Genomic DNA, 13044 nt, shown 5'->3' with positions numbered 1-13044 from the left:
CGACGGCAGGGCCGACAGACCGCAACGGCCCGGGACGTTGGACCCCCCTCCGGCCGGCCCGGTGACCCTGACGCCCCACCACCGTCGCAGCGAACACCCGTCGCCGGCCGTCGCCGCATCGGTGGTCCGGCGGGGAGGGAACTTCGCCGGACCACCGACGTCGGGCCGGCACCCATCATGTCCGGCGGGGTCAGGCGGCCCGGTTCAGGGTCGGCCGGGTTCGATGCGGGCGGTCACGTCGAGGTGCGCCGGTGTGCAGCCGGCGGTCGTGGCGAACCGGCGGACCGCGGCGTCGACGTGCTCGCGTACGTCGGCGGCCCGGGCGTCGGCCGACAGGTCCACCCGGATCCACACGTCGGGTCCAGGCGGTGCGCCGGTGAGCACCACTCGGGCGCCGCGCACCCCGGGGTCGCCGGTCAGGTCCCGCTCCAGTGCGTGGACGAGCACCTCGGTGGCCAGGCGGGTGCGGCCGGGGCGGCTGCCGGGGTGGCTCAGCATGCCGCGCAGTGCCCGGCCGGGCCGGCGCAGCTCGCGGTCGAGCAGGCGTTGCCCAGCGAGGGCGGTAAGCACGCCGGCGACCGCCGCGGCCAGGGTGCTCCACGGCGCGGCCAGCCGCCACGCGTCCAGCAGTCCCGCGCCGAGCAGTAGCGCGCCAGGGTCGCTGCCGGGCAGCGTGCCGAGGCTGACCAGCAGCGCGGTCGTTCCGCCCGCCAGCAGCAGCAGCGCGACGATGGTCCACAGCAGTCGGTGCGCGGCGTCGGTCATGCCGGCCGCCTGTGGGGCAGCAGCCGGATCTCGATCCGGCCGATCCGGGGCGAGGCGAGCTGACGCAGCTCCTGGTGCACCGCGAACTCGACCTCGGCGCGGGCGGCCGGGTCGCCGGTGGCACGCACCCGGGGGCGCCACTGGTCGCCGCGCCGGCGGACCCGCACGCGGGCCCGACGCACGCCCGGCACGGTGCCGGCCGCGTCGGTCAGCCGGCGCTCCACGCACCGCCGGTGCAGGTACCAGCCGTCGCGCTCGTCGATCCGCAGCCGGACCGGTGTCCAGCGGCGCAGCTGGGCGGCCAGGATGACCAGGCCCAGCAGCAGGGCCGCGCCGGCCCCGGTCCGGACGCCCAAGTCATGCCAACGGGTGGTGGTCAGCGCGTCGTACCAGCCGGTGCGGGCGAACAGCGGTGCCGGGCGATCCAGTGTCACCAGCAGCGCCTGCACGGCCAGCAGCGCGCCGCCGGCGAGCAGGGCGACGGACAGCAACAGCGAGGCCGCCCGGTTGACGGTTCGCATGCCGGCCTCCGGCCGACTGACCGGTCGTCCTGTCCCGGCGCCGTCCGCCCCGGGGACGAGCAGGTCGTCCACCGTGACGGTCACCGCGGCCACGGTGCGCCCGGTGCTGGCGGCAACCCGGTCGGTGACGGCCGTCCGGACGGCCTCGGCGACGGCGGGCACGCTGTACCCGTAGGTGGTGACGAGGTGCAGGTCGAGACCCACGGCCCGGTCGCCCAGGCGAACGGTGGCCGGGTGGACGTCGGAAACGCCGGGCACCCGCCCGGCCGCTTCGGCCGCGATCCGCGCAACGTCCCCCGCCGCAACGTCCCCCGCCGCGATGGTGCGCCGGTGCGAGTCGGTGCTGGCGCGGGTCCCGGTGCTCGGGTTCCCGCCGGGGGTGCCGGCGCTGGGTGCAGGGCCGGCGGATGGGGCGGACGGGCGGGTGGCGATGGGCCGCGGGGGGAGCCGGTGGTGTCGCCCCGCTCGATCGGCGCGAGGGCGCCGAAGGATGGTCGGATCACCGACCAGCCGAGGTCGGCGGGCGCGGCGAGGGTCATCCGGACGCGGGCGAGCACCCAGGCCGCTGCTGGTGAGGGCGCCGAACTGCTGTCGCGACATGCTGACCTCCCGGCCGGTCCGCTACCGGCGACCCCGCTGGATACACCCCGTCGGGACCTCTGGAACGCGACCCTCATGTGATCCCGGTCACAGTGCCTGGTCCGCGGCCTCGAAGGCGGCAGCCGCCGCCCACCCCGCGCCCACGGGCGAGGACGAGGTGCCGGCCGAGGCACTCGGCGACCTCTACCGCGACGGCAGCACGGCAGGCCGTGCCGGGGTCCGGCTGGCCGGGGTGGCGCTGGCCGCACCGCCGAGGCGAGCACCATGATCGACCGCCTAGACTCGGCCCGGCTCGACCGACCGGCGGATGGATCAGGCAGATGACGAGCATCGGCAGCGACGACCGCGGCTGGTTGCGGGCGGTGCCCGACGATGGTGGGCGCGACACGCTGCTCAGCCGCGCCGGTCATCGGGTCTATCCGGCACGCCGGCTCAGCGACCTGGTTCAGGGCCGCCCGCCCGGTGTCACCGGCAGCCAGTGGAGTTCGGCCAGCCGCGCCAGCTTCGACTTCGTGGTCTGCGCCGCCGACACCGGCCGGGCGATCGTTGCCGTGGAGATCGGTCCGGTCGCGTCCGCCGGCTCGGCAGAGCAGCGCGTTGAGCGACTCAAAGACGCGGTGAGCGCGGCCGTGGGCCTGCCCGTGCTGCGGATCGGATCGTCGACGTTGCGGGCGGCCGAGCACGGTCGACGCCTCGTGGAGTACGTGATCGACGCGCGCGCCTACGCCGAGGGCGGTGCCGGGGTGACCGCCCCTGGGAACGGGCCGTCCCCGGTGAGTTTCCGGGACATCCTCGGTCGGCTGCCGGACGGCCGCCCCGGGCCGGTCAACGACCTCGGCGCGCTGACCCGCGCGGCGGCGGTCGAGGCGTACGTGGCCGGGCGGGTGGCCGACCCGATCGTGCGAGGGCTGCACGTGCGCTGGGCGGACGGGCCGGCGCAGGGGTGGAGCTGGGTGCAGGTACGCCCCGACGCGTGCCTGATCGAGCGGGTCTCAGTGACCGAGCACCGCTTTTCGTGCGGCGTCGACGCGGCTCGGCTGGCCGAGGATCTCGCCACGGTCGCCGTCGGGGAGCGGCTGCGGACCAACGACGTCGGGGAACTGCTGCCGCGCGCCGAGTTGACCGCGCAGATTGCCGCGCTGAGTCGGCGCCGCCACGAACTGGTGGGCGGGTTCGCCTTCGACCACCTCTGCGCCGACTGATCGGCGCCCTTTCCACCTGCTGACTCCTGCTCCGGACCGGCTCCGTGTCGGGTCGCGGCAATTTCCTGTGCGCCGGTTGAACCTTCCCGGTCGCCGCACCGTACTCCTGCGCGAATGAACAGGATCTCCCCATCCGCGTCGACCGGACGCGGGAGACGGTGCGGAAAGGGCATCGCCGGCCATCGACACGTTACCGGGTAGGTCACGGTGCTCGCCGCCGTGCCGTGCCCTCTCACATCCGTCGATCCGCCGAGGGCAGAAATCCACTACCGGATCGAGAAGGAGAGCAATTCGATGCGCAGGTCCACACGGGCGCGCCGGCCATCCGGCAACGCGCGGAGCAAGCGTCTGCTGGCTGTTGTCGGCACGCTCGTGGTCTTCGGCGGAGTTGTCGCCGTGACCCAGATTTCGTCGGCCCAGGACCGGCGGACGAATAAGCCACGTCCGGCCGCTGGGCAATGTGTGGAGCCGAGCCCGGGCGCGACCGCGCCGACTGGCGGCGGCTCGACCAGCCGGACCTGGCAGAACGGTCGGTGGGTGCGTAATCACTGGGGTGACGGGCAGCAGTCGGTCCCCGAGTGCGAGGACGGCAAGGACGGCACGGTGGGCACCGGTACGGCCATCGCCTGTCCGGACGTGACGGCCAAGCTGCCGCAGGTGCCGGCCCAGGCGCGGGCCGAGGTGGACCGCAACCTCGCCCAGCTGCAGTCCCAGATCGCCGAGGCGGACCGCCGGCTGGCAGCCGAGGGCAACAAGGGCGAGGCGTTCATCCGCAGCGCAATCCTGCAGCCGTTGGCCTCCAAGCGGCGCGCGGTGCTGGACCGGATCACGACCGCCATCGACCGTGCCGGTCCCCGACCGCAGGGTCTCGCGCAGCTCGCCGAATGCCAGGTGCAGCCGACCAGCAACACGGGCGGCAACAACGGTGGGAACAATGGCGGTGGCAACAACAACGGTGGCAACGCCCCCGGCACCGGTCTCGGCGTGTTGGCCAATAACTGCGACGAGAGCCAGCTCCAGCGGCACGACGGCTTCCAGATCGGCAACCGCTGCGTGAGCACCGAGTTCGGTGAGGTCGGCGCCGCCGCCAACAACCCGTCGCTGCTGATCACCCAGTTCCCCCAGCAGGTCGGTCAGAACCAGGCGTTCACCCTGCGGGTCAGCACCCGCAACCTGATCCGGGACCGCTTCCTGGCCGCCGGTCAGGGTGGCTACTACGTGGAGAGCTCGCTGCTCAACGCCCAGGGCCTGGTCCGGGGCCACTTCCACACCGCCTGCCGGATGCTGGACAGCCTGACCGCCCCGCCGGAGCCGCAGGAGGTGCCCGCGTTCTTCGTCGCGACCGAGGACGGCCGCGGTGGTGCCGAGCCCGACGAGGTGACGATTCAGATTCCGGGTCTGCCGGAGTCGGGCACCGCGCAGTGCTCCGTCTGGGCCGGTGACGGTTCGCACCGCCTGCCGATGATGGAGCGGGCCAACCAGACTCCCGCGTTCGACTCGGTGCGTATCACCGTCAACTGATCCAGTTCGACCAGCGGTGGCCGGTCACCCGGGGCGACAACCCGGGGTGACCGGCCCGCGTTGTTTCGGGTGCCCGGACAATCCGACGGGGTCACGCCCGTTTACGGCGGGACCCCGTCATCATCTCGTGTCAGCGGCTCTTGTACGCCTCGACGACCTCAACCGGGATCCGGCCCCGTTCGGAAATCTTGTAGCCGTTCTTGATGGCCCATTCCCGGATAGCCCGGTTCTGCTCCCGATCCATTCCGGCACCGGTGGGTCGACCCGGTCGCCGGACTGCGCGGGTGCTCTCCACCGGGCCGCGCCCGATCCGCCGACCCGCATTGATGTACGGATCCAGCGCCTTGCGCAGGACGCCGGCATTTTCGTCCGAGACGTCGATCGTGTACGCCACTCCGTCGAGACTGAACTCGACCGTCCGGTCGGCCTTCCCACCGTCGAGGTCGTCGGTCAGGATCGTGATTACTTTTCTCGCCATTGCCGATTACTCCCTGTGTGCGGCGGGATGTGCCCAAAGTCTGACCTATCACCCCGGGAATCCGCAACAATACGCGTCCATTCATTCGGCGCGTCGCGATTCCGTTACGGAGCAAACCGTGAATCGGTGCGATGAAGGGGCTTCATTCGCCGAGGAGACCGGTCTGCCCGGCGACGGCGGCGGCCTCCGCCCGGTTGGGCACCCGCAGCTTGCGCAGCAACGCGGTGGTCATTCGTTTCACCGTCCGCTCCCGAGACGTGCAGTTCTTCAGCGATGTCGACGGTGTTGCGGCCAGAGGTGAACGCCCGTAACAACCGACGTTCCTCGCCGTCCAGATCGACCGACGCGGCGTGCGCGGGCCGCAGCAGGGCGTGCAGCAGTTCGGCCGGAAGTACCGCCCAGCCGTCGAGGATGGCCAGCAGCGGCGGCGCTGGTCGACCGCCTCGGCCGGGCGGGCGGACAGTGTCCTGGGTCACAGGTCGGAACAAGGGGAACGCTTTGTTACTTGAGTGAGACACGCTCAACTCAACGTGATAGCAGGTGTTCGATGGCAACTATTCCGGTACTTCCCCTGACCGACGCCGTGCTGCTGCCCGGCATGGTCATCCCGGTGACCCTCGACCCGACCACCCAGGCCGCGATCGACGCGGCGCGGGCGACCGGCGACCGCAAGCTGCTGGCCGTGCCCCGCATCGACGGCGAGTACGGCCCGGTCGGCGTGGTCGCCACCATCGAGAAGGTCGGCCGGCTGCCCGAGGGTGAGCCCGCCGCCGTCATCCGTGGTCTGTCCCGGGCCCGGATCGGCTCCGGCGTGCCCGGCCCCGGCGCCGCACTCTGGGTCGAGGCGACCGAACTCGACGAACCCGCCCCCGCCGGCCGCGCCCGGGAACTCGCCCGCGAGTACCGCGCCCTGGTGACCTCCGTGCTCCAGCAGCGAGGCGCCTGGCAGGTCATCGACGCGGTGGAGCGGATGACCGACCTCTCCGAACTGGCCGACTCGGCCGGCTACGCGCCCTGGCTGACCCTGGACCAGAAGACCGAACTGCTCGCCGCGCCGGACGTCACCGCCCGACTGGAGCTGCTGGTCGGCTGGGTTAAGGACCACCTGGCCGAGCAGGAGGTCACCGAGCAGATCAACAGTGACGTCCGTGCGGGGCTGGAGAAGTCCCAGCGGGACTTCCTGCTGCGTCAGCAGCTTGCCGCGATCCGCAAGGAACTGGGCGAGGGCGAGCCGGACGGCTCGGCCGACTACCGGTCCCGGGTCGAGTCCGCCGAGCTGCCGGAGAAGGTCCGCGAGGCGGCCCTGCGCGAGGTCGGCAAGTTGGAGCGGGCCAGTGACGCCTCCCCGGAGGCGGGCTGGATCCGCACCTGGCTGGACACCGTGCTCGAGATGCCGTGGGGCACGCGTACCCAGGACAACACCGACCTGGCCGCGGCCCGGGCGGTGCTCGATGCCGACCACGCCGGCCTGGCCGACGTGAAGGACCGCGTCCTGGAGTACCTGGCCGTGCGCAACCGGCGTGCGGAGCGCAACCTCGGCGTGGTCGGCGGTCGCGGCTCCGGCGCGGTCCTCGCACTCGCCGGTCCTCCCGGGGTGGGCAAGACCAGCCTCGGCGAGTCCGTTGCTCGGGCGCTCGGACGCAACTTCGTCCGGGTCTCGCTCGGCGGCGTCCGCGACGAGGCGGAGATCCGCGGTCACCGGCGCACCTACGTGGGCGCGCTGCCCGGTCGGATCGTCCGCGCGCTGCGGGAGGCCGGCTCGATGAACCCGGTCGTGCTCCTCGACGAGGTGGACAAGCTGGCCGCTGGCTACGCCGGCGACCCCGCGGCCGCACTGCTGGAGGTGCTCGACCCGGCCCAGAACCACACCTTCCGGGATCACTACCTGGAGGTCGACCTCGACCTGTCCGACGTGCTCTTCCTGGCCACCGCCAACGTGGTGGAGAGCATCCCCGGCCCACTGTTGGACCGGATGGAGCTGGTCACCCTGGACGGATACACCGAGGACGAGAAGGTCGCCATCGCCCGGGACCACCTGCTGCCCCGGCAGCGGGAGCGGGCCGGGCTGACCGCCGACGAGGTCAGCGTCGCCGACGAGGCTCTCGCGCTGATCGCGGGGGAGTACACCCGGGAGGCCGGCGTACGGCAGCTCGAACGTGGCCTGGCCAAGATCCTGCGCAAGGTGGCGGTGGCACTGGCGACCGACCCGACCCCGGTACGCGTCGACACCGACAACCTCACCGGCTACCTGGGGCGGCCGAAGTTCACCCCGGAATCAGCCGAGCGCACCGCGGTCCCCGGCGTGGCCACCGGCCTCGCCGTGACGGGCGCCGGCGGGGACGTGCTCTTCATCGAGGCGACCAGCATGGAGGGCGAGCCGGGTCTGACCCTGACCGGCCAGCTCGGTGACGTGATGAAGGAGTCGGCGCACATCGCCCTGTCGTACCTGCGCTCCAACGGGCGTCGGCTCGGCATCGACCCGAACGCCCTGGCGGGACGGCGCATCCACCTGCACGTCCCGGCGGGCGCGGTGCCCAAGGACGGTCCGAGCGCCGGCATCACCATGGTGACGGCCCTGGCGTCGCTGGTCACCGGCCGCCCGGTCCGCCCCGAGTTCGGGATGACCGGCGAGGTGACGCTCTCCGGTCGGGTGCTGCCGATCGGTGGGGTGAAGCAGAAGCTGCTCGCCGCACACCGGGCCGGCCTCACCGAGGTGATCATCCCGGCGCGCAACGAGCCCGACCTGGACGACCTGCCGACCGAGGTGCGCGAGGCGCTGACCGTGCACACCCTGGCCGACGTGGCCGACGTGCTCGCCCTGGCGCTGCGCCCGGCCGACGTCCAGGCGCTGGACGGTCCGGCGCTCTTCGCCGCCTGACGCTACAAGCACAGTGACCCCCGCCGTCTCCGGAGACAGCGGGGGTCACTGGTGTACGCGCAGGCGGTCTACTGTCTCGCTTGCACTCTCTACCACCACTTTGCCGCGAGGCGGCTCCCGGAGACGGTGGGTGGACCCGGGTGTGGCGTGGGGCCGCGGCCCGTACTCCTTCTGATCCGCGCCAGCGGCGGCTCAGCGCTCGTCGCCCCCGCGGTCGCGGCGCACCGTGGCCTTGCGACCCTTGATCGTGCTGGAGCGCAACCCCGAGATCACGTCGTCGGCCACCGCCTGCGGCACCTCCACCAGCGAGAACCGGTCGGCGATCTCGATCGAGCCGATGTCCCGCCCGCGGATCCCGGTCTCCCCGGTGATCGCGCCGACCAGATCCTGCGGGCGCACCCCGGCGCGCCGGCCCAGGCCGACGAAGACCTGGACGGTGTTGCCGCCGCCCGAGCGCGGCCGGCCCCCGCCACGCCGATCGCCGCCCCGGCCGCCGGTCTCCGGTCGACCCTCGCGGGAGCTGCGCACCGGCGCCTGCGGGATCTCCACCTCGTCGTCGGACCCCGGCGACGCCACCTCGTGGGCCAGCTTCACGGCGGCGAGGGCGACCTCCATCAGGTCGAACTCGTCGGTCAGCGTCTCCACGATCACCCGGAACGGGTCGAGGTCGTCCTCCAGCAGGCTCTCCCGCAGCGCCGCCTGGGTCAGCTCCAGCCGCCGGGTACGCATGTCGGCCAAGGTGGGAATCTTGTCGATGGTGATCCGCTGCCCGGTCACCCGCTCGATGGTCTTGAGCATCCGGTGCTCACGCGGCTCGGCGAGAGTGATCGCGACACCCTCCCGGCCGGCCCGGCCCACCCGACCGATCCGGTGCACGTACGACTCCGGGGCCGACGGCACGTCGTAGTTGACGACGTGGGTGAGCTGCTCGACGTCCAGCCCACGGGCCGCCACGTCGGTGGCCACCAGAAGGTCGGCGGTGCCCGCCCGCAGCCGGCCCATGACCCGGTCGCGCTGCTCCTGGCTCATGCCGCCGTGCAGGGCCTCGGAGCGGTAACCCCGGCCGTTCATCGTCTCGGTCAGCCGGTCGACCTCTTCCCGGCTGCGGCAGAACACGATCGCCGCGGTGGGCGACTCCACGTCCAGCACCCGGCCCAGCGCGGCCGGCTTGTGCGCCCGGGTCACGATGTACGCGCTCTGTCGTACCCGGGGCGCCTCGCCCGCGACCGTCTGCTCCCGGCCGATCTCGATCCGGACCGGCTCCCGCAGGTGCTGCCGGGCCATCCCGTCGATGCGCGACGGCATGGTGGCCGAGAAGAGCACCGTCTGACGCTGCGCCGGAGCGTGCTCCAGAATCGCCTCAATGTCCTCGGCGAAGCCCATGTCGAGCATCTCGTCGGCCTCGTCGAGCACCACCGTGGCCAGCCCGCCGAGGCGCAGCGTGCCCCGGGCGATGTGATCGAGGGCTCGCCCGGGGGTGGCCACCACCACGTCGACGCCGCTGTCCAACGCCCGCAGCTGCCGCCCGATCGGCTGCCCACCGTAGATCGGCAGCACCCGCGCGCCCAGGTCCTTGCCATAGCGGTGGAACGCCTCGGAGACCTGCACCGCCAGCTCCCGGGTCGGGACCAGCACCAGTGCCACCGGGTCGCCACCCTGGCGGTGTGCCGTCATGCGGTTCAGCAGCGGCAGCGCGAACGCCGCCGTCTTGCCGGTGCCGGTGGCCGCCTGACCCAGCAGGTCCCGACCCTCCAGCAGCGGCGGGATCGCCTCCCGCTGGATGGGGGTCGGCTCCTCATACCCGAGGGCGGACAGCGCACCCAGCAGCTCGGGACGCAGCCCGAGCTCGGTGAAGGCGTACACGTCGTCGGTGCCGGCGGGGGTGGCGTCAATCGGTGCGTCAATCGGTGCGTCGTGCTGTGCAGGTGCGGAACTCATGTGCCAAGCCTTTCATTACGCCGTCGTGGCCGCTGCGCCGACCGCCACAAGACCCGCCACGCGCCCTGCGCGTGGGTGCGCGCGCCGACCGCGCCCCGGATCAAGACCTGCACAAGATCTTGCCCGCGTTGGTGCCGGCGGGCGGTCCGGTCAGGCGTCGGTGGTCAGGATTGCCAGGATCATGATGCCCGCCAGCGCCACATCGAGCACTCCGCAGCACTCGGCGTATCCGCGCGGCACCACCCGGCCGGTGCGGTGGTGGAGCAGGTCCCAGCCGGCGTGCGCCAGCCAACCGAACGCCACCAGCCACGCGGCCGTCCGCCCGCCGGCAGCGACCGCGACCAGCGTCAGGGCGACCCAGCCGACCAGGCCGGCCAGTTGGGTGGCGAGCACTCCCGGCCCGCGCAGTGTGCGGCGGACCACGCCGATCACCAGATAGCCGCCGGGCAGCACCAGCATCGTCCACGGGCTGAGCACCCCCGGTTCTACCCACATGTCCACGGTCATCAGCAGCGCCAGCCCGGTCGGCCAGCGGCGGGCCAGCGCCACCACTGCCGGGTATCGGCGCACGGGCCTCGGCGTCTCGTGCCGGTGCCGCACCGCCACCAGCACCATCGCGGGAATCATCAACAGGTGACCGCCGAGCAGAAGCGCGTCACCGTCGAGCAGGCCGGCCCGAAATGGCACGAGCAGCAGCAGGAACGGCACGTACATCGCAGCCGCCATCTCGCCGACCGCCGGCCAGCCGTGCGCCCGGTAGCGCATCCACACCGTCATTCCGACGGTCATGTTCGTGGCCATCACCAGCGCGGCCACCTCCGGGCGGCCCAGTGACCCGGCGAGCCCCCACACGGCGCTGGCCGCGTCCCACAGCGGGCCGAGGAGCAGCATCCCGGCGACCATCGCCAGCGCCATCTCGCCGAGATGCCACAGCATCCGCCGCCTGCCGCCGGTCGGCGCCGCGTCCATCAATGCCGGGTCTGGGGGCGCCGGGTCCAGGGACGCCGCGTCCGAAAGGCCCGGCTGGTCGGTCGTCGGCGGCACGGGCGGCGGTACGGCGGTGGCGGTGTCCGCGTACATCGGTGTCTTTTCCATGACTTGACCCTGCCGGCATCGCGGCGCGGCGGGCAGATTCGTTCGTCATCGGAATCCCGTGCGGGCCGCACGGTCCAACCGTGACAGTTCGCAGGGGTGGGCAGGGCGTGCAGCGGTCCTAGGATCGGTGCGTGGCGAGCGAGGCGGTGACTCCCCGGGCGGACCGCCGGCTGCACCGTGCCCGGCAGGCGACGTGGTGGTCGTTGGCGACCGGCGTCTGGGCGAGCGTCCTGCTACCGGCGGTCGGCCTGACCCGCGAGCCCGATCCGGGCCGGGTGGCGCTCGGCGCGGTCGGCATCCTCGCCTTCGTGAGCGCCCAGACAGGTGTGCTGTACGCGGCCGTGACGCCGTGGCTCGACCCGCGCTGGCGGCGCCGCGCTCAGTTGGGCCTGGCCGGGGTGGCGGTGCTGACCGTGCCGCTGGTCGGGCCGGTGGCGGCCGGCGCGTGGCCGACCTGGGCCTGGCTCGGTGCGGCACTGATCGGCATGGCGCCGCTGCTGGTGCGGTTGCGGGCCGCGCTGGTGTTGGCGGCCGGCGTCCTGCTGGTGGCGGTGGCGGTCGCCTGGTGGACCGGTGGTTCCATCCCGCGTCACCTCGCCGTGACCGGTGGGATCGGGGTGGCCGTCGCCGCCGTGAACGGGTTCCAGGTCTGGTTCTGGGACCTGCTCGTGGAGGCCCGGCAGGGTCAGGCCGCCCTGGCCCGGTTGGCCGCCGCCGAGGAGCGGCTGCGCTTCGCCCGTGACGTGCACGACGTGCTGGGGCACAGCCTCACGGTGATCGCGTTGAAGGCCGAACTCGCCGCCCGGCTCGCACCGGTCGACCCGGAACGGGCCGGTCGGGAAGCCGCCGAGGTGCAACAGTTGGCCGCGTCCGCGCTGACCGAGGTACGGGAGACCGTGCACGGTTACCGGGCCGTCGACCTCGACGAACAACTCGCCGCGGTCGTGGGGGTGCTGCGCTCCTGTGGCGTGCGGTGCACGGTCCTGCCGCCGCCCGCGGACCTGCCGCAGGCCGCCGCCACCGAACTGGCGGCGGTGCTGCGTGAGGCCGGCACGAACGTGCTGCGGCACAGCCGGGCCGACTGGTGCCGGATCCGCATCGATCGGGAGGACGACGTGGCCAGGATGACGGTGGTCAACGACGGCGCTGACGACCGTGGTCCGGACGCGCACAGCCATGGCCTGCGCGGGTTGGCCGACCGGCTCGCCGCCGCCGGGGGCGAGTTGCGGGTACGCCGGGAGGACGCCGTGTTCACCCTCGAGGCCATCGTGCCGGTGCCGTCGTGATCCGCGTCCTGCTCGCCGACGACGAGGACCTGATCCGGGTCGCGGTCGCCGCGCTGCTCGGTCTGGAGCCGGACATCGAGGTGGTGGCACACGCCGTCGACGGCCCGACGGCGGTCACCGCGACACTGGCGCACCGCCCGGACGTCGCGGTGGTGGACCTGGAGATGCCCGGGCTGGACGGCATCGGGGTAGCCGCCGAGCTGACCCGGGCCCGACCCGAATGCGCGGTGGTCGTGCTGACCGGGCACGGTCGTCCCGGGCACCTGCGTCAGGCGCTGACCGCTGGCGCCCGAGGGTTCCTGCGCAAGGGTTCGCCGGGTGGTGCGCTCGCCGACGTGATCCGCCGGGTGCACGGCGGAGGCCGCTACGTCGACCCGTCGCTGGCCGCTGACGCGCTGATCCTGCCCCCGTGCCCGCTGACCCCTCGGGAGTTGGAGACGCTGCGGCTGGCCGAGGTCGGCGCCCCGGTCGCGGTGATTGCCCGCCGGGTGCACCTGTCCACCGGCACCGTGCGCAATCACCTGTCCGCCGCCGTGCAGAAGCTCGGCGCGGCCAGTCGGGAGGAAGCCGTTCGCGCCGCCCGCGACAACGGTTGGCTCTGACCGTCGTCACGTCTTCGACCTGACTCACCGGGCCCGGATCGCGGGCGGAATCAATCCGATGAGGGGCGAGGACGTCCCCGCCGCCAGACGCGTTGAGAGGAGCGCGCTCGGTCCCGATCTGTAGGGGGATCGCGCTGACCGCCGGGTTAGCGTGGGCG

Annotated in this window: 10 protein-coding genes; 5 read left to right on the top strand and 5 right to left on the bottom strand. The window is 72.9% G+C overall.

Annotated features, from left to right (window positions below; genetic code table 11):
* Positions 1-204: 204 nt before the first annotated feature.
* The gene (locus OG811_RS27510; protein WP_406069862.1) at positions 205-765 is read right to left on the bottom strand and encodes a hypothetical protein; all 561 of its coding nucleotides are present in this window, start codon (positions 763-765) and stop codon (positions 205-207) included.
* On the bottom strand, positions 762-1886 hold the full coding sequence (locus OG811_RS27505; protein ID WP_406069860.1) for an Asp23/Gls24 family envelope stress response protein: 1125 nt from the start codon (positions 1884-1886) through the stop codon (positions 762-764). Before OG811_RS27505 ends, OG811_RS27510 begins: the two co-directional genes overlap by 4 nt.
* 320 nt (positions 1887-2206) lie before the next feature.
* Between OG811_RS27505 and OG811_RS27500 the strand changes: the two genes are divergently transcribed.
* Both OG811_RS27500 and OG811_RS27495 read left to right on the top strand, forming a co-directional pair.
* Positions 2207-3088, top strand: coding sequence for a DUF2726 domain-containing protein (locus OG811_RS27500; RefSeq protein ID WP_406069859.1), 882 nt, complete (start codon positions 2207-2209; stop codon positions 3086-3088).
* Between the two features lie 294 nt (positions 3089-3382).
* Complete coding sequence (locus tag OG811_RS27495) at positions 3383-4609, top strand: hypothetical protein (RefSeq protein WP_406069857.1); 1227 nt, start codon at positions 3383-3385, stop codon at positions 4607-4609.
* A gap of 130 nt (positions 4610-4739) precedes the next feature.
* Here OG811_RS27495 and OG811_RS27490 read toward each other — a convergent pair whose 3' ends face one another.
* On the bottom strand, positions 4740-5087 hold the full coding sequence (locus tag OG811_RS27490; RefSeq protein WP_406069855.1) for an Lsr2 family protein: 348 nt from the start codon (positions 5085-5087) through the stop codon (positions 4740-4742).
* A 547-nt stretch (positions 5088-5634) separates the two neighbouring features.
* Between OG811_RS27490 and lon the strand changes: the two genes are divergently transcribed.
* Complete coding sequence (lon, locus tag OG811_RS27485) at positions 5635-7965, top strand: endopeptidase La (RefSeq protein WP_406069853.1); 2331 nt, start codon at positions 5635-5637, stop codon at positions 7963-7965.
* Positions 7966-8157: 192 nt separating this feature from the next.
* Here lon and OG811_RS27480 read toward each other — a convergent pair whose 3' ends face one another.
* Both OG811_RS27480 and OG811_RS27475 read right to left on the bottom strand, forming a co-directional pair.
* Positions 8158-9903 (bottom strand): DEAD/DEAH box helicase, encoded by a 1746-nt coding sequence (locus OG811_RS27480; RefSeq protein ID WP_406069851.1) that lies wholly within the window; start codon positions 9901-9903, stop codon positions 8158-8160.
* A gap of 150 nt (positions 9904-10053) precedes the next feature.
* Positions 10054-10998, bottom strand: a complete 945-nt coding sequence (locus OG811_RS27475; protein WP_406069849.1) for a hypothetical protein — start codon at positions 10996-10998, stop codon at positions 10054-10056.
* Positions 10999-11129: 131 nt separating this feature from the next.
* Here OG811_RS27475 and OG811_RS27470 point away from each other — a divergent pair, with 131 nt between their 5' ends.
* Both OG811_RS27470 and OG811_RS27465 read left to right on the top strand, forming a co-directional pair.
* Positions 11130-12284, top strand: a complete 1155-nt coding sequence (locus OG811_RS27470) for a sensor histidine kinase (RefSeq protein ID WP_406069847.1) — start codon at positions 11130-11132, stop codon at positions 12282-12284.
* Complete coding sequence (locus OG811_RS27465) at positions 12281-12886, top strand: DNA-binding response regulator (RefSeq protein ID WP_406069845.1); 606 nt, start codon at positions 12281-12283, stop codon at positions 12884-12886. The genes OG811_RS27470 and OG811_RS27465 overlap by 4 nt, the downstream gene beginning before the upstream one ends.
* Positions 12887-13044 lie beyond the last annotated feature (158 nt).

This window comes from Micromonospora sp. NBC_01638 (assembly GCF_045209745.1).
Lineage (GTDB): Bacteria > Actinomycetota > Actinomycetes > Mycobacteriales > Micromonosporaceae > Micromonospora.
The sequence above is the reverse complement of the archived record's forward strand: the minus strand, read 5'-3'. Positions and strand labels throughout refer to the sequence as shown.

Excerpts from the sequence above, each read along its gene's own strand:
- OG811_RS27510 (WP_406069862.1), bottom strand. The coding sequence starts at position 765 with ATGACCGACGCCGCGCACCGACTGCTGTGGACCATCGTCGCGCTGCTG.
- OG811_RS27505 (WP_406069860.1), bottom strand. The coding sequence starts at position 1,886 with ATGTCGCGACAGCAGTTCGGCGCCCTCACCAGCAGCGGCCTGGGTGCT.
- OG811_RS27500 (WP_406069859.1), top strand. The coding sequence starts at position 2,207 with ATGACGAGCATCGGCAGCGACGACCGCGGCTGGTTGCGGGCGGTGCCC.
- OG811_RS27495 (WP_406069857.1), top strand. The coding sequence starts at position 3,383 with ATGCGCAGGTCCACACGGGCGCGCCGGCCATCCGGCAACGCGCGGAGC.
- OG811_RS27490 (WP_406069855.1), bottom strand. The coding sequence starts at position 5,087 with ATGGCGAGAAAAGTAATCACGATCCTGACCGACGACCTCGACGGTGGG.
- lon (WP_406069853.1), top strand. The coding sequence starts at position 5,635 with ATGGCAACTATTCCGGTACTTCCCCTGACCGACGCCGTGCTGCTGCCC.
- OG811_RS27480 (WP_406069851.1), bottom strand. The coding sequence starts at position 9,903 with ATGAGTTCCGCACCTGCACAGCACGACGCACCGATTGACGCACCGATT.
- OG811_RS27475 (WP_406069849.1), bottom strand. The coding sequence starts at position 10,998 with ATGGAAAAGACACCGATGTACGCGGACACCGCCACCGCCGTACCGCCG.